We start from the raw sequence: 19,128 nt of genomic DNA, 5'->3' as shown, positions 1-19,128 counted from the left end.
TCCCGTCAGACGAATCGTTTCGTAGACCCTGGGAGTCAATGCAATGTTCCGCCTGGCCAAGCTTTCTCTGGGAAACCGGGCCCTGATCGCGCTGATCACCGTCTTCGCTGCCGTGTTCGGCGTGATCACCATGGGATCCCTGAAGCAGGAACTCATACCGTCCATCGAGTTCCCGCAGATCACTGTGGTGACCTCGATGCCGGGCGCCTCTCCGGAGGTGGTGGACAAGCAATTGAGCCAGCCCCTGGAAACAGCACTGAACAGTGTTGAGGGGCTGGAGTCCACCACGTCGACCTCCCGCAACGGTGTTTCGCAAATCACCATGGTGTTCACCTACGGGTCCAACCTTGACCGGGCACGCAACCAGATTGACCGGGCCATCTCGAACGCCAAGCGGGTTCTGCCGGCCGACGTCGAGCCACAGTCCATTGCCGGGAACATCAGCGATTTTCCGATTGTCTACCTGGCCGTGTCCTCGGACAAACCGCTGAGCGAACTCAACGCGGACCTCTTGCGGTTGAGCGTTCCACGGCTGCAGAAGATCGACGGCGTCCGCGGCGCCGACGTCACCGGTGGAGCCAGCCAGCACATCCTGATCGAACCGCGCCCGGCGGATCTGGCCACCACTGGAGCGTCCATCCAGGCCATCAGCAGCGCTTTGAAGAACAATGGCACCTTGGTCCCCGTGGGCACCATCGAGGACCAGGGAAAGACGCTGTCCCTACAGCTCGGAAGTCCGGTTGATTCGCTGGAGATCATCAAGGGGCTTCCCCTGGCCGGCGCCAAGACCGCGGCCACTATCGGGTCGGTAGCCGATGTCAGCATCGAAGACGACGCCGCCACTTCCATTACGCGCACCAACGGCAAGCCGACGCTGGCGCTGTCCGTCACCAAAAAGCCCGAGGGCGATACCGTGGCGATTTCCCATGCCGTGCGGGACGCCATCGCACCTATGCAGGAAGAACTCGGCAACAACGCAACGTTCACACCGGTCTTCGACCAGGCTCCGTTCATTGAGAAGTCCATCAAGGACCTCACCACCGAAGGGCTCCTTGGACTGGGCTTCGCCGTGGCCGTCATCCTGGTTTTCCTCATGTCCGTACGATCGACCTTGGTGACCGCTGTTTCGATACCGCTGTCCCTGCTGATCACCTTCATCGGCATCTCGGCCACAGGCTATTCCCTGAACATCCTCACTTTGGGTGCCCTGACCATTGCGATCGGGCGTGTGGTTGATGACTCGATCGTGGTGATCGAGAACATCAAACGGCATCTGAGTTACGGTGAAGCCAAGCTGACAGCCATTTTGACCTCCATCAGGGAAGTCGCCGGGGCCATCACCGCTTCGACGTTGACCACCGTTGCCGTCTTCCTGCCCATTGCCTTTGTGGGAGACCTGGCCGGGGAGCTGTTCCGGCCTTTCGCCCTCACAGTGACCATCGCCCTGTTGTCCTCACTGCTGGTCTCGCTCACGATCGTGCCGGTCCTGGCCTACTGGTTCCTTGCTTCCCCGACACAGGGAGCGGCGACCCAGGCTTCCCTCCGGGAAGCTGCGGCAAAAGCCCGGGAAGCCGAGGAAAGAAGCAGGCTCCAGCGCGGCTATCTTCCAATCCTGGCGAAAACACAGAAACACCCGGTTATCACGTTGTCCGCCGCCGCCTTGATCCTTGTGGCAACGGTCGCCGTTTCACCGCTCCTGGCCACTGACCTGCTGGGCCGCTCCGGCGAGAACAGCATGACCGTACGCCAAGTGCTTCCAGCCGGCACGAGCCTGCAGGCCACCAGCGATGAGGCAAGCAAGATCGAGGATTCCCTCAAGGGCATCAACGGCATCAAAGACGTGCAGGTCACCTCCGGAAACGCCCAGACAGGCTTCGCCGCCCTGACCTCCACTGGTTCCTCCAACTCGACGTTCACCATTGTGACTGATGAGAAAGTGAACCAGGCCAAGCTCCAGGATGAGGTCCGCTCCAAGCTCCAAGGCGCGGCGGGAAAGATCACTGTCGGGTCCCAGCAAGGTGGATTCGGCACATCTTCCACGGTGGACATCACTATCCGGGCAGCGAACTCCGCCGATCTCCAAACGGCCAGCGACGCCACGGTGAAGGCCATGGAAGGAGTGCCCGGCAGTTCGGAGGTAGCCACCAACCTGGCCTCCAAGCAATCAGTGGTCCAGGTCCGCGTTGACCGCGCCAAGGCCGTGGCCGCCGGATTGACCGAGGAGCAGGTTGGGGCCTTCCTTGCTTCCACCGTCAGCCCCGTCCCTGCCGGCACCGTGCGCATCGATACCAACGACTACCCTGTGCAGATCGGAGAGGGCACCCGGTTCACCAGCATTGCTTCGGTGCGGGCGCTCCAGCTCCCCACAGCCCGGGGTGGCGTGGCGCTGGAGACGATCGCCGCCGTCGAGCAGGTTGATACTCCTGTGTCCATCACCAGCAGCAATGGGCAGCGTACAGCGCGGGTGACTGTCACGCCGTCGGGTTCCAACCTGGGCAGCGTCAGCGCCGCGGTCCAGGAGCGCCTTGCATCCCTGGAACTTCCGGCCGGGGTTACAGCCACCATCGGAGGTGCGACCACCCAGCAGGCGGAGTCGTTCCGGCAGTTGGGCCTGGCACTGCTGGCAGCCATCGCGATTGTGTACGTCATCATGGTGGCAGCGTTCAAGTCACTCATCCAGCCCCTGATCCTGCTGGTCTCCGTGCCGTTCGCGGCAACGGGAGCGGTAGGCCTGCTCCTGGTGACCGGTGTTCCGCTGGGCCTGCCCTCGCTGATCGGCATGCTGATGCTGGTAGGCATCGTAGTGACCAACGCCATTGTCCTCATTGACCTCATCAACCAGTACCGCAAGCCCCACGATGGCAGCCCCGGTATGAACGTCGCGGAGGCCATTACTCACGGTGCCCGCCAGCGGCTCCGCCCCATCCTCATGACGGCGTTGGCCACGGTGTTCGCACTGACGCCCATGGCACTGGGACTTACCGGCGGCGGCGGCTTCATTTCGCAGCCCCTGGCGATCGTGGTGATCGGCGGCCTGGTCTCCTCCACGGCGTTGACCCTGGTGCTGGTCCCGGTCCTCTACAAACTGGTGGAGGGACGCAGGGAAAAGAAAGACTTGCTCAAGGCCTTGAAGGAGAAGCCGGCACCTGAAGCCGGAAGCGGAACATCCGCCCCGACAGGAAACACGGCCGGTGGCTCGTCCGATGAATTCCAGGATTGGACCACCGGGATGATTCCCAGGGTCAAGGGTCGCCGCGCTGCCCACAACCCCGGCGAATAGCAGCCACAGCCAACAAACTCCATGACATGCAGGGCCGGGAACAATTCCCGGCCCTGCCCTGTTACAGGTATCGATACATGCAAATGCATCTAGTTTGAGGTACACTGTTGAAAGAGCCCGGGACCTCGGGCAGGGAGAAAGGCACATCATGCAGATCGGCGTATTCAGCGTCAGCGACATCACAGCTGACCCCACCACGGGCCGCACACCCACGGAGAACGAACGCATCAAGGCCTCCGTTGCCATCGCCAAAAAGGTCGAAGAAATCGGCATGGATGTCTATGCCCTTGGCGAGCACCACAACCGGCCGTTCTTCTCCTCCTCCCCCACCACGACGTTGGCCTACATCGCTGCCCAGACCGAGCGCATCACGCTGTCCACGGCCACCACACTGATCACCACCAACGATCCTGTGAAGATTGCCGAAGACTTCGCGATGCTTCAGCACCTCTCCGACGGCCGCGTGGACCTGGTCCTTGGCCGCGGCAACACTGCACCGGTCTACCCCTGGTTCGGCAAGAACATCCAGGACGGCGTGGAGTTGGCCATTGAGAACTACAGCCTGCTCCGCAAGCTGTGGGATGAGGACACCGTCAACTGGTCGGGCAAGTTCCGCACGCCTTTGCAGAACTTCACCTCCACGCCGCGCCCCCTCGACGGCGTCGCCCCGTTCGTGTGGCACGGTTCCATCCGCACACCGCAGATCGCGGAAGTTGCCGCGTACTTTGGCGATGGCTTCTTCGCCAACAACATCTTCTGGCCCAAGGAGCACTACCAGCAGCTGATCGGCCTCTACCGTGAGCGTTACGAGCACTACGGGCACGGCAAGGCAGACCAGGCAATTGTGGGACTCGGCGGTCAGTTCTTCATGAGGAAGAACTCCCAGGACGCGGTGAAGGAATTCCGCCCGTACTTCGACAACGCACCGGTCTACGGCCATGGACCGTCCTTGGAAGACTTCACCTCCCAAACGCCCCTGACCGTGGGAAGCCCCCAGGAAGTCATCGAAAAGACGCTGACTTTCCGTGAGGCCTTCGGCGACTACCAGCGCCAGTTGTTCCTGATCGACCACGCCGGACTTCCCCTGAAGACCGTGCTTGAGCAGCTGGACCTGTTTGGCGAGGAAGTCCTTCCTGCCCTGCGCAAGGAATACGCCGCCATGAAGCCCGCCCACGTACCGGACGCTCCGACCCACGCATCATGCGTGGCCGCTTCGCTGGAGGAAAAGGTCAGCGAATCCGCTACTGCAGGTGCCGCGGGGCAGGACGCCTGATGTCCGGTCCAACGGGCGCTGGGTCCTCCGCCGTTCGCCTCGCCGCCGAAACCTGGGAGTCGCTGTTCCGCTCCCAGGTGGCGGTGATGCGGAAACTGCAGTCAGGTCCGGCGTTCAAGAACCTGCCCGTCAAGGAATACGACGTCCTTTTCACGTTGTCCAAGTGCCCTTCCGGCCAGCTGCGGCTCAATGAGATCAACGACAAGGTTCTGCTGAGCCAGTCGAGCCTGAGCCGTTTGGTGGATCGCCTGGAGAAGCGCGGATTGGTGGAGCGGACGGCAGCCCCCGACGACGGCCGCGGAGTGCTGCTCTCACTCACCGAGACCGGCAGCGAGCTTCAAAAAGCCATCGGACGGGACCATGTAAGGGACATCGCCCACTTGGTGGGGCCCGCCCTCACACCCGAAGAACAGCGCGAACTGCTCCGCCTGACCGAAAAACTCCGCGCCTCGGTGGCCGGACATTAGCGAAGCCTGACGAGCTCCCGGAGGTTTTCCACCGGGAGCTCGCCATTGACCGAAGCACTGACCTTGAGTGTCTTCAGCGTCAGGCTGCCGCCAACGGTGGACAGGAACGCCGTGTCCGAGGAATCCCGGCCGGCGGTGATCCTCAGCATGGATTCGCGCGGAGCAAGTCCTGTGGGATCGATGATGTACCAGGCGCCGTCAACGTAGGCTTCGGCAACGGCATGGAAATCCATGGGACTCAGCCCGGGAGCGTACACAGCCGCGAGCCGCGCGGGAATGTCTTTGGCCCGCAGCAGGGCGATCGCCAGATGGGCAAAATCCCGGCACACGCCCTTGCGGTGCAGCAACGTTTCCACGGCTCCATCAGTGCCCCGCGAAGAACCGCTGACGTAACGGAGTTCACCGTTGACCCAGTCGCGGACAGCCTGAAGCAGTTCAACGCCTTGCAGGTTTCCGAACTCGGCATAGGAAGTAGGCAGCAGCCTGTCCGACTCCGCATATCTGCTGGGCCGGACGTAGCGGATCAGTTCCATGGGATTTGAGGTTTCGGGGATGCCAACGCCGTGAACAGTTGCCCTGTACTCCACGGTCACTTCACTGGGCTCGGTGAACTCAAGGTAGTGGAAGCGTCCGCCGTGGTGGTCGCTGAGTTCGGCAAAGGGAAGCTCCCCACCTGCCGCCGTGATGGACAGGGTTTCGGTCACTGAGTCGTAGCCGGAATTTTGGGCCACGGCTATGGCCATGGCTACTTTGGTGTTGGCTGCGGTCTTGAAAACGAGCGTGGCAGCAACGTTGCGTTCCATTGATCTCCGGGGTGTGTTGCGACGGGCAGCCCCCAACGCCGCCGTATGTGTGAACCAGCCAATCGCCTGGACTATTGATTGACCTTCAGAGACAGTAGCATCCGCTGGACATTGGCGAATTCGGAACCGTGTACCGCATACTTTGCAGCGAGGTCAAGAGTGTCGAAGGACTTGGCCGGGGCCACCTTCTCGTCGGCAGAATATGCATGGAGCACGGGGATGTCTCCAAAGGAATAGTCGCCTTTCCCATCCGGTCCCAGCACCCGGTTCCTGAGTTCGCACGATTGCCCGTCAGCCCCGGCCACCGTATTGGTGATGCCATATGAGCCGAAGAATTTGTATCCCTGGATCACCCGGAAAACCGCCCGTGGATCGATGGTGTCCGGCCCATCGGCATGCGGAATGTCCAAAGGTACGCTGCTGATCACTACATAGGGCCGGGCTTGTCCGGCCGGGCAATCGACCGGAGCAGACGGCGGCAGGCCGGTCTGGAGGGTGGCAACGTATTTCCCGGCACCGTCCTTGACTTCGACCTTTACTGCTGACGGCAAAGAACCCGGCTCGGGAGTCACCGACTGGGCAATCCAATCCCTGGGCAGTTCGAAACTGACGCTCTTGGCCGGATCCGTATAGGTCTTCCATGAAAGCGCCGTTGCTGCGGGACCCGGCGTGGCGCCGGCCGCCCCCGACGAAGCCGCCTGGCCCTCCGGGCCCGGTGTTGCCGAGGGTGAGCCAACGGCGGTACCAGGCTCCGGCGTCGTGCTTTCCGTCGGCGCCCCCGTGCCCGACTCCGAACTGTTCGGCTTCGACGTTGCCGTGGAGGTAACCTGCGGTCCCTTGTTTTCAGCCGAGCAAGATGCCGTTGCGGCCAGGACCGTCCCTGCAAGGACCAAGGCAGCGAGCTTCACCGGAACGCGCTTCAGGTTCATAATGCCGATCATGGCCCCAGCCTATCGGCGGCGATACCGCGACACGCACAGGGTTAGGCTGTGGGTATGGCTCCCGATCAGCAGGACTATTTCGAGGACGACATCCCCACCATGTCAGCGGTTGATATAGCCGACTGGCGCCTGCGGACGTTCGCCCTGTACGACAAAGTGCGTCAACTTGCAGCCACCAATCCTTTCGACGCCCACGTTTTCTGGCGCCAGGAGCGGGACCTGATGTTTGCCACCCATCCGGCATCCGCGCTGACGGCCGGGATGAAGGCCTCCTTTTCAGGACTGCGTACGGCTGGCTACGACCCCGCCTTCCGCAGGCACGCGGTGTTGCTCCCTGACGGATCCGGGCAGGAAATGAATGTTGAGACAGGCACCGACGGCGTTGTGCCGTTTGTCAGGATCGGCACCTTCGACTTGGATGAACTGGGCTCTTTGGCAGTGTGGCGGCTCAGGAGCTACGGCGGCGGGATCTTTGTCCCGTTCCGTGACACAACCGCTGGCAAGGATGGCGGAAGCTACGGGGCGGGTCGGTACCTGTTGGACACGGTCAAGGGCTCCTTCCACGGCACCAGGAGCTCCTCCGGTGAACCGGAGTTCATCCTGGATTTCAACTTTGCCTACAATCCCTCCTGCGCCTACAACGAGGCTTGGGCGTGCCCCTTGGCAGGACCGGACAACCGGTTGGCCACAGACATCCCCGTGGGCGAACTCTACCTGGGCTAGCCAAACACCCCTCCTGGGCCAACGACTGCGAGGGCCGCGATGGCCGCCGTTATGGTCAACGGGGCCACGATCAAGCCCAACACCGCGTAACCCTTCCACTTGATCAACACGTTCATGCGGACCAGGCGATCGTGCCACAGCAGGGTGGCCAGGGAAGCCCATGGCGTGATCAGGGGTCCTGCATTGACACCTATCAAGAGTGCAGCCATCCGCACTGGACTTCCTGCCAGCGGCTCGGCCAAAAGATAAGCAGGCAGGTTGTTGACCACATTGGATCCAAGCGCACCTGTCATGGCCAACCTCAGCAGTTCGACGAAGCCGCTTCCTTCCCCTGCCACCTGCCCAAGCAACACGGAGGCGCCAAGGTACTGGGTTGCTTCGACCACCAGGAAAAGGCCGCACGTAAAAAGCAGCAGCGACCACGGAATCAGCGTCACCTTAAGCACTTTCGGGCGCCGAATGGCGAAAAACGCCGCCAGCACCACGGCTGCGGCGGTGGCCGGAATCCAGATCGCCGCACCGGACACCAGAGCCGGCAAGAGGAGAACCAGGACCACGGCGCTGGCACCCAGCAGCACCCGATCAGGGGCGGCGGCCGATGTTGGCCCTGGGGCGGGTCGTGCAGAATCCAAGGCGTAGGTCTTGCGCAGCTCGCGCCGGAACACCACTGCAACGAACACCAACGGAACCACAATTGCCGCCAGGGACGGAGCCCACATCAGCCGGGCAAACTGTGCCGGGCTGATGCCACCCAGATTGTGCTGCGCCAGGAGGTTCGTCAGATTGGAAATCGGCAGCAACAGACTCGCCGTATTCGCCAGCCACACCGTGGTCAAGGCCGAGGGCAGGACGGGCAACCCGGCTTGGCGGGCTACGGTGACCACCACCGGAGTCAGCAGGACCGCCGTCGTATCCAGCGACAGGAAGATCGTGCTCAGGACGGCGAACAGCGCAAGCAACAACCACAACAGGACACCACGGCCACGACCCCATCTCCGGAGTCGCCGGGCAATCCACTGGAAAGTCCCTGCCTCACTGACGAGCTCGGTGACCACGGTCATGGCAACGACGAACGCCAGGATGGGTGCCACCCGGTCTACCAGGACGGCTACTTCGTGCCACGGTAGAACGCCCGTGGCAACGGTTACCCCGCCTGCCACGAGGAGAACCAATCCGATGATCGCCAGGCGCATGAATCGGATTCTAAGCCCGGGGCCTGGGATTCTCCCCCAGGCGCTCTGGTTTCCCCGTCCGTTCACACACCCGTCCGTTAACACGCCCATCCATTCACACCCAGCCGGGGCACAAGCCGTCACGGGACCGTAAGCAATGGAACGCGATGCGCTGTCCCCCGAAGCCTAGGCTTGATCCATGAACCGACTACGGATTTTCATTCGCTCCCACAGGGCTCTTGCCGCAGTGATCGCAGTGATGGTCCTGGCAGCGGTGATGGCAGGGGCAGCACTCTTCCAACCGTGGCGGATTTTCACCAGCAGCAATGTCAACGAAGCGCTGCCTGTTGTGGAAGGCCCTGCGAACACATCATCGGGTGGTGGGACGGCGGCTGCGTCACCTGGGAACACCGCAGCCAACGGCGCCCAGCCCACCAACCCCCAGCCCACCAGCCCCATCCCAAGCCCGGCGATTCTCAAGAGCGGCGCCTTCGAATCCCAGGAGCATGAGACCACCGGCTCCGCGCAGTTGCTGGCGTTGCCCGACGGCAGCCACGTACTGCGCCTCGAGAACCTGGCCAGCAGCGACGGACCCGATGTCAAGGTGTGGCTCAGCAGCCTGGAAGCAGGCGGTGACTGGTTCAAATACCGCTCAGGGGCTTACGTGGACCTCGGCAGTATCAAGGCCACCCATGGAAACCACAATTACGCCATTCCCGCCGGCACTGACGTCAGTGGGCTGACGTCGGTAGTCCTGTGGTGCGATCGCTTCAGTGTAGCTTTCGGATCTGCACCGCTGGCTTGAGGCGCAGCGAAGCCGCCCCTGCCTATCCCGGATGATCGCGCAACTGCCACAAGAACAGCCACAAGAGGTAACGCGGGTCCGGAACACCGGCACAACGCATCAGAGGACGTAGGATGTCATCATGACTTCACGCCTCCCCCGTCGTATTGCCCGTGTCCGGCCCGTCCCGCCGCTCTCAGCCGATGAGCACTTCTTCGTGGCCAATGACGCCCCGGACTTCGGCTCCGATGCCGGCCGGAAGTGGACAGTCATCCATTCGCCGTTCCCGTCATCCCGGGCCAACACCGCCAGTCCGGCGCGGGACGGCTGGGAGACCGGCGCGACGGTCACGGAAGGCCACTTCACTTTCCTGGCACCGGCCGTCCCCGTGAATGTGTTGGGCATGGCGCACAACACAGGCCAGCCGGGCCGCGACCTGCCGCCCCAGGCATTCCACAAGGCCGCCTCGAGTGTGATTGGCCCTGGCGAGGCCATCCAACTGGACTCCACGGTGGGCTACGTCGACCCTGAAGCCGAACTAACGGTGGTCATCAGGCGCCCCGCCCGCGGTTTGACTGCCGAAACGGCGCGTTCGGCGGTTCTCGGCTACACCATCGGCAACGACGTCTCGGCAAGGGATCTGCAGAAAACGGACGAACTCTGGATCAGCGCCAAAAGCCAGGACACCTTCACTCCAGTCGGCCCATGGATTGTCACGGATCTTGAGGTCTCCAACCTGGAAATCGGGATCGTACACAACGGCCATGAACTTCAGACCGCCAGTTCAGCTGACCTGGGTTGGAAAGTGGATGAGATCCTTGTTTACCTGACCTCTTTCATGACCCTCCAGCCCGGCGATCTTGTGCTGACGGGCTTCCCCGCCGAGTGCGCCCGCATCCAGCCAGGCGACACCGTGGTGTGCCGGGTTGAGGGAATAGGCGAGCTCCGGAACCCCGTTACCGGCGCTTCCTGGGAAGATCTTCCGGCGTAGTGTGTCAGGCTTAAGCCATGGAGACAGCTGCGGACGCCACTGAGCTACGCCCGTCTCCCCCGCAGAAACCACCCCGCATACGCCACCGTGGGGTCCTGAAATACCCCGTAGTGCGGCAATTGATCCGCTTTACCGGGGTGGGTGTGGTCTGCACCGCGAGCTCGCTGGCGATCTACGCGTTGTTGCGTCCGTGGATTGACCCGCAGCTGGCAAACGCCGTGGCGTTGATTGTGACCTCGCTGATGAATACGGCGTTGAACCGCAGGCTCACGTTCAAGATCACGGGGAAAAAGAAGCGCACCCGGGATCACCTCAGCGGGGTCCTGGTGATCGCCATCGCCTTGGTCATCACCGGTGGCAGTCTGGGTTTGCTGCACCTCTTCCGGCCCGAAGCCACGGTTACCGAAGAGCTGTGGACCACAACCCTGTCCGGCTTCGTGGCCACTGCGGTCCGGTTTACCCTGCTGAGACATTGGATATTCCGGCGAGCGCGGCACGTATAGCCGGCCGTGCAGCCATTGTGGGGCCAGCCGGCAGCGCAGCCGTGCAAGCCTGCCTCAGTTGTCGCCTTGAGGGGAGGCAAGGTTTCGGACACGCCCGACGGCGGTTTCCACGGCGTCCGCGGCCTGCTCCAGTTCGGAGCCGGTGACTGTTGGAGGGAAACTGAAACGGACTGCCGTCTGGGCTGTCTCGGGAGCTATTCCCAAGGCCACCAACACGGGCGAGGGGGCATCGGATCCTGCAGCGCACGCCGAGCCGCTGGAGCACACCACGCCCAGCCGCTCAAGTTCAAGCAGAACCGATTCGCCGCTGGTACCCGGGAAACAGAAGGACGCTACCGATGGCAAACGCTGCAGCCGGTGGCCAGTGACCACAGCTCCCGGCACGCCGGCCACGACCCGTTCGATGAACTGATCCCTGAGACCGGAGACCCTGGCTGCCTGTTCCGGCTGCTCGGCACCTGACAACGCCAGTGCGGTGGACAAGGCAACGGCGCCGGCCACGTTCTCCGTCCCTGACCTCCTGCCCCGTTCCTGTCCCCCGCCGTGAACGAGTGGTTCCACCCGGAGCCGGCCCTTGGTGAACAGCACACCTGAACCCTTGGGCGCACCGAGCTTGTGCCCGGACAGGCTCAGGGCATCCACCCCGAGCGCTTTGACGTCCAGGGGCAACCATCCGGCAGCCTGGACTGCATCGGTATGGAAGGGGATTCCGTGTTCGCGCGCCACCGCAGCCAGAGCCGTGATCGGTTGGACCGTTCCGATCTCATTGTTCGCGTACATGATGCTGATCAACGCCGTGTCCGGTCCTGCCACCGCACGCAGACCCTCGATGGAGACGAGCCCTTCACAGTCCACGGGAAGGACGTCCACAACAAAACCGTGCACCCGCTCCAGATACCTCGCCGATTCCTCCACGGCTGGATGCTCGATTGCGCTGATGACTACCCTGTTCAGCGAAGGATCAGCGGACCGCCTGGCCAGTGCAATGCCTTTGACGGCAAGGTTGTCCGCCTCGGTGCCTCCTGAGGTGAAAGTCACCTCGCCCGCGCGGCAGTTGAGGATCTTCGCGACACCTGCACGGGCTCCGGCGAGCGCAGCTGCTGCGGCTTCGCCCAGGGTGTGGTGGCTGGAGGGGTTGCCGAACTCACCGCTCAAGTAAGGCCACATGGCCTCAAGTGCCTCGCGGCGAACGGGGGTGGTGGCTGCGGCGTCGAGGAAGATCATGGGTGCCTCAGGCTGTCTCCAGGACCACGTCGAGGCCAAGATCCAGGGCGCTCACGCTGTGGGTCAACCCACCAATGGAGATGACGTCCACGCCGGCAGCGGCGATTTCCGTTACGGTGGCGATGTTGACGTTGCCACTTGCCTCCACGATGGCGCGGCCGTCCACTTGTTTCACTCCGGCGCGGAGTTCCTCGATGGTGAAGTTGTCCAGCATGATGGTGTCCACTCCAGCGGCCAGGACAGGTTCGATCTGTTCGGCCCGGTCCACTTCGACCTCAAAGTGGGTGGTGTGGCCCAGCTGTGCTTTGGCGGCGATCAGCAGTTCCGTCAGTTTTGCGGAGTCGCCGCCGGTCATGACGGCCAGGTGGTTGTCCTTGGCCAGTACGGCGTCCGAGAGACTGTAGCGGTGGTTGGCCCCGCCACCGCAGCGCACAGCATAACGTTCCAGGACGCGAAGGCCGGGCGTGGTCTTGCGGGTATCAGTGATCCGGGCACGGGTGCCTTCCACCAGCCGGACAAATTCCGCGGTCTTCGTAGCGATGGCGCTCATGCGCTGCACCAGGTTCAATGCGACGCGTTCGGCCAGCAGCACCGAGCGGGCGCTGCCGCTGACCCTGGCAAGGTGCGTCCCGGCGTCGAACGCTTCACCGTCGGCCAGCAGCAGGTCTACCTCGGTATCCGGGTCAACGAGCTTCATGGCGTCACGGAACACGGTGCCGCCGCTGAAGACGCCGGGGACGCGCGCATTCAGCACCGCGGTTGCCCGGGCATCGGCGGGGATGAGCAGTTGCGAGGTGATGTCGCCGCTGGGAGCGTCCTCCGCGAACGCCCGTTCCAGGATGTCCCGCACGGGCGCTGCGGGGAGGGTCAGGTTAGTCATGGACGAGGCTCACTTTCCGGCTCATGGTGTAACGCTTGTCAAAATCTTCGACGGCGGCCGGCTCCGTCATGCTGTCGCTGCGGTAGTGCGCCCCCAACGACTCCCGGCGCTCCCGGGCCGCATGAACGAGCAGCTGGGCCGCCAACAACAAATTCGAGTCCTCATGCACACGGACATCGAGGGAATCAGGAACATTCAACGGCTGCACATCTCCAGCCCAGGCAACCAACGCCACACCGGCCTCCCGCAGCAGTGCGCCATCACGCAAAACCCCTGCCTTGGCAGTCATCAGCCGCCGCAAGGACCCCCTCGAAAACACCCCTGCCCGCGCAAACGAAGCCTCACGAGCCCCCGGCCCCGGCAAGCTCTCAAACTCCCAGGAAACAGGAGCGGGCAGGTCAGCATCCAGCTCATCCAGCGGCGCCGGAGGCCCCGACAGCGCCGTTGTCGCGTGAGCGCTGCGTTCGCTCTGGTCGGCTGACGGGGTCCCGGCAGCGTGCGTAAAAGCGAGGCCGCCCGCGGCCGAGTCAGCACGCAGAGGGACTCCGTCCGTCGAGGCACCAAACGAACCAAAAAACCCCTCAACAGCCCGCCGCCCAAACACCAGCCCCTCGAGCAGGGAGTTGCTTGCCAGACGGTTAGCTCCTTGCACACCGGTACAAGCCACCTCACCGGCAGCGAGTAATCCTGGAACAGAGGTCCGGCCGTAGAGATCCGTCACCACCCCACCCATCCAGTAGTGGGCAGCCGGTGCCACGGGAACCAGGTCGCGGGTCCAGTCCACGCCCGCCTGGCGCGTGCGCGTACTGAGGTTCGGGAAGCGCCTGGCCAGGAAGCCGCCGCCGCGTTGGTGCTCAATGACGGTGGCGTCCAGGTAGACGTGACCGTTGGGGTCACCAAGTTTCGCAAGGTGAAGGGCGATGCTGCGGGAGACCACGTCCCTGGGCGCGAGCTCGGCGTCGGGGTGGTAGTCCGGCATGAAGCGATGACCGGCGGCATCGAGCAGGATGGCCCCCTCACCCCGGACTGCTTCGGAGATGAGCAAGGGATCGTTGTTGCCCTCGGCCTCCCTGGCTTCCTTGTCCAGCACCATGCAGGTGGGATGGAACTGGAAGAATTCGAGGTCCGCGACGGCGGCACCAACCCGCCATGCCAACGCAAGTCCGTCAGCCGTTGCAACAGAGGGATTGGTTGTTTTGGCGAACAGTTGCCCCGCGCCGCCCGTGGCGAGCAGGACGGAGTCGCCATGGACCCCGAGGCTGCGTCCGTCGTGGAGGAAATTTACTCCCACCACACGGCTGCCTTGGTGTCCGCCCAGGGCCAGGGACGTGGCGTGTGCGTGGCCGATGACCTGGATTTTGCCTGCGGCTTGGAAATCCAGCACGGTCCGGATCAGGGCTGCGGCCACTCCGGCACCGGTGGCATCTCCCCCGGCGTGCAGGATACGCGGGGCTGAATGGGCAGCTTCCAGGCCCAAGGCGGGATCGCCTTGGTCATCGAGGTCGAACTGGACACCGAACCTACCCAACCCGGCGATATCCATACGGGCCTCGGTGCACAGGACCCGAACGGCTTCTTCATTGCAGTGGCCGGCCCCGGCTTTGAGGGTGTCGGCGATGTGGGCCGCCACAGTATCACCGGGTGCAGGTTCGTCCAGGACGGCGGAGATGCCACCCTGGGCGTAGTAGGTGTTGCTGTCCGCCAGGGCACCCTTGGTCAGCAACACCACTTCCGCCCCGGCTTCAGCGGCAAGCAGGGCTGAGTACAGTCCTGCGATACCGCTGCCGACGACCACCAGCCGCCGGGGCACGGGGCCGCGGGCAAGGCTCTCTGTTGTCATGTGGGGCTCGATTCGGTTGGTCCGGTGTGGCCGGGCTAGGCCGGCTTGGCTGCCAGCATGCGCTCGAGCGCAATCTTGGCGTTGTCCTGCACGGACTCATCCACCGTGATGCGGTTGACGATTCGTCCTTCCACGAGCTCCTCAAGGACCCAGGCAAGGTACCCCGGGTGGATGCGGTACATGGTGGAGCACGGGCAGATGACGGGGTCGAGGCAGAAGATGGTGTGCTGCGGGTTTTCGGCGGCGAGCCTGTTCACCATGTTGATCTCGGTGCCGATGGCGAACGTGGTGGGTTCGGTGGCGGCGGCGATGGCTTTCTTGATGAAGTCGGTGGAACCGGCGGAGTCGGCGGCGTCCACTACCTTCATGGGGCATTCGGGGTGGACGATCACGTTGACCCCTGGGAAGTCCTGCCGGGCTTTCTCGATCTGTCCTACGTTGAAGCGCTTGTGGACTGAGCAGAAGCCGTGCCAGAGGATGACGCGGGAGTCCAGGAGGACCTGTTCGTCGTTGCCGCCGAGTTCCTTGCGCGGGTTCCACATGGGCATCTGCTCAAGCGGGACACCGAGTGCCTTGGCGGTGTTGCGGCCCAGGTGCTGGTCGGGGAAGAACAGGACCCGCTGACCGCGTTCGAAGGCCCACTCCAGGACGACCTTGGCGTTGGAGGACGTGCACACGATTCCGCCGTTGCGCCCACAGAACGCCTTCAAAGCAGCTGAGGAGTTCATGTACGTGACCGGAATGACCGGTACACGTCCGGACGCGTCCGGCTCCGTGCCGAAGATTTCCTCAAGTTGTTCCCAGCATTCTTCCACTGAGTCTTCGTCTGCCATGTCAGCCATGGAGCAGCCTGCGGCGAGGTTCGGCAGGATGACGGCTTGGGCCGGGGTGGAGAGGATGTCCGCTGTCTCGGCCATGAAGTGAACGCCGCAGAAGATGATGGCTTCGGCGTCCGGCTTGGTCAGCGCTGCATTGGCCAGCTGGAACGAGTCGCCCACGAAGTCCGCGTACTGGATGACTTCATCGCGCTGGTAGAAGTGGCCCAGGATGACGGCCCGGTCCCCGAGAGTCGCTTTGGCGGCCCGGATGCGGGCGTCCAGTTCGGCGTCGGTGGCCTTTTTGTACTCTTCGGGCAACTGGCCCTGGCGTGGCGTGGCTTTCGGTGCCACGTCATCGCTTGAAGCGCCGGGGCCGTAGGCTGGTTCGCCGGCGAGGGCTTCGGCAAGGTCATATTCCCAGGGGCCCCTGGCCAGTGCGGGGCTGCACGTGGATCCCGCGCGGGAGAGGCCCTTTTCGGCTTCCTCGCGGGTGATCAGCTGGACGGCAGTATTGACGCTGCTCATGGTGTACTCCTGTTGTCTGGCCCGAGGCCTGGGGTGCCGGTAAAGCGGTAGAGGCGTGGTGGGCGGTGTTTTCCGCCTTGCAGGTATTCACCGGTTTCTTCTATTTCCGGTGTTGCCTTGACGTGCCTGCGGAAGTTTGCGGGATCGAGCGGGCGGTCCAGCACGGCCTCGTAAACTTCGCGGACTTGGGCGAGAGTGAAGAACTCGCCCAGCAAGTGGTAGGCGATGGAACCGTAGGCCATCTTGTTGCGGAGCCGCCAAAGGGCGTAGTCGACGATCGCCTGGTGATCGAAGGCCAGTTCCCCGAGCCGGTCTGCACGGAACCAACGCACGTTCTCGGACTCGTCAGCGAGGGCAGCTTCCGTGGGTTGCACCAGCGCCCAGTACACAATGGAAACCACCCGCTGGGTGGGCGATCTGTGGAGTCCGCCAAAGGCGTAGAGCTGTTCCAGGTAATGGGGCGCCAGTCCCGTGGTTTCGCGGAGGTTCCTTGAGGCTGCGTCCTGGAGGGATTCGTCGTGGGCCAGCGGTCCGCCCGGGAGCGCCCACATGTCCTTGAACGGCTCACGGATACGGCGGACCAGCGGCAGCCACAGGGTGGGCCGGCCCGACTTTTCACTGGGGCGAAGGGCGAAAATCACCGTGGAGATAGCCAACGACGGCGGTGCGAGCCGCCTCTCGGCGACATTGGCTGAGTTCGTGTTCACGGCGTTTCACCTCGCATCATCGCCGTCAGGAGCTCTCGGTGTACACCAGACAGTCATGTACACCGGAAAGCTAGTTAAAGTCATATTGACTAGAACTAATGGTACGGCTCAACTGGCGGCAGGCAAAATGCTTTACGTCACACTGCCTTAGCGGCAGCCTCCATCAGGGGCAGGGTGCGGCCCTGGATGTGGCTGTTCAGGACAATCACCGACGAGCACCTGACCACGGACTTGGTGGCGATCATGGCGTCCAGCACCCGCTGCATGTCCGGGTTGGACCGTGCTGCGATCCTCACCATCAGGTCCGAGTTTCCCGTCACCGTGTGGACCTCGATGATTTCCGGGATGGCACCCAGGCTTTCAATGATGGCGTCGTGGCCGATCTCCTGGGTGATCGTGACCGAACAGAACGCCACCACCGGAAACCCAAAGCTGGCGGGGTCCGGCTGGGGAACCCATGATCCGATGACCCCGTTTTCGATCATCCTGTCGATCCGGGACTGCACCGTGGCACGGGCGACCTTAAGCACGCGGGAAGCCTCCAGCACTGAGGATCGCGGCGAGTCAGTAAAGAAACGTACAATTTTTGCATCAAGCGCATCGACCAGCATCAAAGTTCCTGTCCCCGGGGATTCGTACCCATCACATCGCTACAGCAAAAAGTGATGTATCTTACAAACTGCGAGAATTATTCCACGGCTCTTGCTGCGTCGTCGACGCCTGCGTGCCAAGCCCATGAGGCCAACACGCCAAACCAGCATGCAATCCATAGAAGGTAGACACGTATGACAACGAAGTCCATCGCGGCTCCTGCCCCAACATCAGGCCTCGGGCACTCGCTCAAGCCGCGCCAGCTCACCATGATGGGATTGGGCAGTGCGATCGGCGCCGGCCTCTTCCTCGGCTCGGGGGCAGGGGTCCAGGCTGCAGGTCCGGCAGTGCTCATTTCCTACCTCGTCGCCGGCACCCTGATCATCCTGGTCATGTGGGCGCTGGGCGAGATGGCGGCAGCCAACCCCAACAGCGGCGCTTTCTCTGTGTACGCGGAAAAGGCCATGGGCAAGACTGCCGGCGGAACCATCGGCTGGCTGTGGTGGCTCCAACTGGTGGTGGTCATCGCCGCCGAAGCCCTCGGCGCAGCAGGACTGCTGTTCTCGATCTGGCCCGTCATCCCGGTGTGGATACTCGCCCTGGTGTTCATGGTGGTCTTCACCGGCATCAACCTGGTGGGCGTGCGGAACTTTGGCGAGTTTGAATTCTGGTTCGCCATCCTCAAGGTCGCTGCCATCGTGATCTTCCTGCTCATTGGTGCCGCCCTGCTGTTCGGCTGGCTCCCGAACGTTCCCTCCCCCGGATTCTCGGCCTTCGGCGACTTTGCTCCCAGCGGCATCGGCGGAATCGCAGCAGCCTTGTTCGTGGTGATCTTCGCCTTCGGTGGCACCGAGATCGTCAGCGTTGCCGCAGCAGAAACCGAGAACCCCGCCCACAGCGTCGGCAAGGCCATCCGCACAGTGGTGTGGCGCATCCTGGTCTTCTACATCGGCTCCGTCTTCGTCATCGCAGCCGTCCTGCCTGTGGGCTCGGAGGGACTCAAGTCCCCGTTCGCCGGAGTGCTGGACCTCGCAGGAATTCCGGGCGCCGGTGCAGCCATCACCCTGGTGGCCGTGGTGGCCCTGCTGTCGGCGTTGAATGCCAACCTGTACGGCGCCTCCCGCATGATCTTCTCCCTCTCAGAGCGCGGCGAAGCTCCGCGTTTCCTCTCCCGCCTGAGCGGATCAAAGGTTCCCGTTGCCGCCGTCGGAATTTCGGTTGCTTTCGGCTTCATCGCCACGGTCCTGGAATTGCTGTTCCCGGAGAAGATCCTGCCGGCACTGTTGAACCTTGTGGGCTCCACCTGCCTGGTGGTGTGGGGAACTGCCCTGGTGTCCCAATTCATCCTTCGCCGCAGGGCAGACCGGGATGGCACCGAACTGCCCTTGCGGATGAAGGGATTCCCGTTCCTGACCATTCTGGGACTTGTGCTGCTGGGCCTGATCCTGGTGGTGGGCTTTGCCAACCCGGAAAGCGCCGGACAACTGATCGGAACGTTCATCCTGATCCTGGCCATCGCCGCCGGCTGCTTTATCAACGCCAAGTCCAAAGCCGCCCGCCACAGCACGGCGGCGAAGTAACACCTGCTCATCACAACTAAGAAGTC

17 protein-coding genes are annotated in these 19,128 nt (G+C 63.1%); 8 read left to right on the top strand and 9 right to left on the bottom strand.

Translation table 11 applies throughout. The features are described 5' to 3' along the window. Positions 1–43 precede the first annotated feature (43 nt). The 3 genes from AC6JA3_RS08630 to AC6JA3_RS08620 all read left to right on the top strand — a co-directional run bounded on the left by AC6JA3_RS08630 (position 44) and on the right by AC6JA3_RS08620 (position 5,020). On the top strand, positions 44–3,280 hold the full coding sequence (locus AC6JA3_RS08630; RefSeq protein ID WP_347783237.1) for an efflux RND transporter permease subunit: 3,237 nt from the start codon (positions 44–46) through the stop codon (positions 3,278–3,280). A 148-nt stretch (positions 3,281–3,428) separates the two neighbouring features. Continuing rightward, positions 3,429–4,553, top strand: a complete 1,125-nt coding sequence (locus tag AC6JA3_RS08625) for an LLM class flavin-dependent oxidoreductase (protein WP_497920073.1) — start codon at positions 3,429–3,431, stop codon at positions 4,551–4,553. Further along, complete coding sequence (locus AC6JA3_RS08620) at positions 4,553–5,020, top strand: MarR family winged helix-turn-helix transcriptional regulator (protein WP_347783235.1); 468 nt, start codon at positions 4,553–4,555, stop codon at positions 5,018–5,020. The genes AC6JA3_RS08625 and AC6JA3_RS08620 overlap by 1 nt, the downstream gene beginning before the upstream one ends. Here the strand turns inward: AC6JA3_RS08620 and AC6JA3_RS08615 are convergent. Both AC6JA3_RS08615 and AC6JA3_RS08610 read right to left on the bottom strand, forming a co-directional pair. Beyond that, on the bottom strand, positions 5,017–5,823 hold the full coding sequence (locus AC6JA3_RS08615) for a transglutaminase-like domain-containing protein (protein ID WP_026540204.1): 807 nt from the start codon (positions 5,821–5,823) through the stop codon (positions 5,017–5,019). The two genes, AC6JA3_RS08620 and AC6JA3_RS08615, sit on opposite strands and share 4 nt — an antisense overlap. A gap of 71 nt (positions 5,824–5,894) precedes the next feature. Next, positions 5,895–6,764: a hypothetical protein gene (locus AC6JA3_RS08610; RefSeq protein ID WP_347783234.1), complete on the bottom strand. Its 870-nt coding sequence runs from the start codon at positions 6,762–6,764 to the stop codon at positions 5,895–5,897. A 54-nt stretch (positions 6,765–6,818) separates the two neighbouring features. Between AC6JA3_RS08610 and AC6JA3_RS08605 the strand changes: the two genes are divergently transcribed. Beyond that, positions 6,819–7,487 (top strand): DUF1684 domain-containing protein, encoded by a 669-nt coding sequence (locus AC6JA3_RS08605; RefSeq protein WP_347783233.1) that lies wholly within the window; start codon positions 6,819–6,821, stop codon positions 7,485–7,487. Here the strand turns inward: AC6JA3_RS08605 and AC6JA3_RS08600 are convergent. After that, on the bottom strand, positions 7,484–8,680 hold the full coding sequence (locus tag AC6JA3_RS08600) for an SLC13 family permease (RefSeq protein ID WP_026546081.1): 1,197 nt from the start codon (positions 8,678–8,680) through the stop codon (positions 7,484–7,486). The genes AC6JA3_RS08605 and AC6JA3_RS08600 overlap by 4 nt on opposite strands. A gap of 178 nt (positions 8,681–8,858) precedes the next feature. Here AC6JA3_RS08600 and AC6JA3_RS08595 point away from each other — a divergent pair, with 178 nt between their 5' ends. The 3 genes from AC6JA3_RS08595 to AC6JA3_RS08585 all read left to right on the top strand — a co-directional run bounded on the left by AC6JA3_RS08595 (position 8,859) and on the right by AC6JA3_RS08585 (position 10,937). Continuing rightward, positions 8,859–9,464, top strand: coding sequence for a DM13 domain-containing protein (locus tag AC6JA3_RS08595; RefSeq protein ID WP_347783232.1), 606 nt, complete (start codon positions 8,859–8,861; stop codon positions 9,462–9,464). 121 nt (positions 9,465–9,585) lie between these two features. Then, positions 9,586–10,434: a fumarylacetoacetate hydrolase family protein gene (locus AC6JA3_RS08590; RefSeq protein ID WP_347783231.1), complete on the top strand. Its 849-nt coding sequence runs from the start codon at positions 9,586–9,588 to the stop codon at positions 10,432–10,434. A 17-nt stretch (positions 10,435–10,451) separates the two neighbouring features. Beyond that, positions 10,452–10,937: a GtrA family protein gene (locus tag AC6JA3_RS08585; RefSeq protein ID WP_026540198.1), complete on the top strand. Its 486-nt coding sequence runs from the start codon at positions 10,452–10,454 to the stop codon at positions 10,935–10,937. A 54-nt stretch (positions 10,938–10,991) separates the two neighbouring features. Here the strand turns inward: AC6JA3_RS08585 and AC6JA3_RS08580 are convergent, their stop codons facing one another. The 6 genes from AC6JA3_RS08580 to AC6JA3_RS08555 all read right to left on the bottom strand — a co-directional run bounded on the left by AC6JA3_RS08580 (position 10,992) and on the right by AC6JA3_RS08555 (position 17,542). Beyond that, entirely contained in the window at positions 10,992–12,161 is a 1,170-nt protein-coding gene (locus AC6JA3_RS08580) for a cysteine desulfurase family protein (RefSeq protein WP_347783230.1), read from the bottom strand. A gap of 7 nt (positions 12,162–12,168) precedes the next feature. Further along, positions 12,169–13,041, bottom strand: a complete 873-nt coding sequence (nadC, locus tag AC6JA3_RS08575) for a carboxylating nicotinate-nucleotide diphosphorylase (RefSeq protein ID WP_347783229.1) — start codon at positions 13,039–13,041, stop codon at positions 12,169–12,171. Further along, positions 13,034–14,881: an L-aspartate oxidase gene (locus AC6JA3_RS08570; protein WP_347783228.1), complete on the bottom strand. Its 1,848-nt coding sequence runs from the start codon at positions 14,879–14,881 to the stop codon at positions 13,034–13,036. The genes nadC and AC6JA3_RS08570 overlap by 8 nt, the downstream gene beginning before the upstream one ends. A 35-nt stretch (positions 14,882–14,916) precedes the next feature. Beyond that, positions 14,917–16,224 (bottom strand): quinolinate synthase NadA, encoded by a 1,308-nt coding sequence (gene nadA / locus AC6JA3_RS08565; RefSeq protein ID WP_347783227.1) that lies wholly within the window; start codon positions 16,222–16,224, stop codon positions 14,917–14,919. Then, positions 16,221–16,931 carry an NUDIX hydrolase gene (locus AC6JA3_RS08560; RefSeq protein ID WP_026546087.1) on the bottom strand — a complete coding sequence of 237 codons (711 nt, stop codon included), beginning with the start codon at positions 16,929–16,931 and terminating at the stop codon, positions 16,221–16,223. The genes nadA and AC6JA3_RS08560 overlap by 4 nt, the downstream gene beginning before the upstream one ends. Positions 16,932–17,068: 137 nt before the next feature. Then, on the bottom strand, positions 17,069–17,542 hold the full coding sequence (locus AC6JA3_RS08555) for an Lrp/AsnC family transcriptional regulator (protein ID WP_026540192.1): 474 nt from the start codon (positions 17,540–17,542) through the stop codon (positions 17,069–17,071). 174 nt (positions 17,543–17,716) lie between these two features. On the opposite strand from AC6JA3_RS08555, the gene AC6JA3_RS08550 reads away from it, so the two are divergent. Then, the gene (locus AC6JA3_RS08550) at positions 17,717–19,102 is read left to right on the top strand and encodes an amino acid permease (protein ID WP_347783226.1); all 1,386 of its coding nucleotides are present in this window, start codon (positions 17,717–17,719) and stop codon (positions 19,100–19,102) included. Positions 19,103–19,128 lie beyond the last annotated feature (26 nt).

It is taken from the genome of Arthrobacter sp. TmtSoilC79 (genome assembly GCF_059739405.1).
Note: the sequence above shows the minus strand (reverse complement) of the source record. Positions and strands in the feature narration are given on the sequence as shown.

Bases quoted from the DNA above. Each gene is read 5' to 3' on its own strand.
- AC6JA3_RS08630 (WP_347783237.1), top strand. From the start codon at position 44: ATGTTCCGCCTGGCCAAGCTTTCTCTGGGAAACCGGGCCCTGATCGCG.
- AC6JA3_RS08625 (WP_497920073.1), top strand. From the start codon at position 3,429: ATGCAGATCGGCGTATTCAGCGTCAGCGACATCACAGCTGACCCCACC.
- AC6JA3_RS08620 (WP_347783235.1), top strand. From the start codon at position 4,553: ATGTCCGGTCCAACGGGCGCTGGGTCCTCCGCCGTTCGCCTCGCCGCC.
- AC6JA3_RS08615 (WP_026540204.1), bottom strand. From the start codon at position 5,823: ATGGAACGCAACGTTGCTGCCACGCTCGTTTTCAAGACCGCAGCCAAC.
- AC6JA3_RS08610 (WP_347783234.1), bottom strand. From the start codon at position 6,764: ATGATCGGCATTATGAACCTGAAGCGCGTTCCGGTGAAGCTCGCTGCC.
- AC6JA3_RS08605 (WP_347783233.1), top strand. From the start codon at position 6,819: ATGGCTCCCGATCAGCAGGACTATTTCGAGGACGACATCCCCACCATG.
- AC6JA3_RS08600 (WP_026546081.1), bottom strand. From the start codon at position 8,680: ATGCGCCTGGCGATCATCGGATTGGTTCTCCTCGTGGCAGGCGGGGTA.
- AC6JA3_RS08595 (WP_347783232.1), top strand. From the start codon at position 8,859: ATGAACCGACTACGGATTTTCATTCGCTCCCACAGGGCTCTTGCCGCA.
- AC6JA3_RS08590 (WP_347783231.1), top strand. From the start codon at position 9,586: ATGACTTCACGCCTCCCCCGTCGTATTGCCCGTGTCCGGCCCGTCCCG.
- AC6JA3_RS08585 (WP_026540198.1), top strand. From the start codon at position 10,452: ATGGAGACAGCTGCGGACGCCACTGAGCTACGCCCGTCTCCCCCGCAG.
- AC6JA3_RS08580 (WP_347783230.1), bottom strand. From the start codon at position 12,161: ATGATCTTCCTCGACGCCGCAGCCACCACCCCCGTTCGCCGCGAGGCA.
- nadC (WP_347783229.1), bottom strand. From the start codon at position 13,041: ATGACTAACCTGACCCTCCCCGCAGCGCCCGTGCGGGACATCCTGGAA.
- AC6JA3_RS08570 (WP_347783228.1), bottom strand. From the start codon at position 14,881: ATGACAACAGAGAGCCTTGCCCGCGGCCCCGTGCCCCGGCGGCTGGTG.
- nadA (WP_347783227.1), bottom strand. From the start codon at position 16,224: ATGAGCAGCGTCAATACTGCCGTCCAGCTGATCACCCGCGAGGAAGCC.
- AC6JA3_RS08555 (WP_026540192.1), bottom strand. From the start codon at position 17,542: ATGCTGGTCGATGCGCTTGATGCAAAAATTGTACGTTTCTTTACTGAC.
- AC6JA3_RS08550 (WP_347783226.1), top strand. From the start codon at position 17,717: ATGACAACGAAGTCCATCGCGGCTCCTGCCCCAACATCAGGCCTCGGG.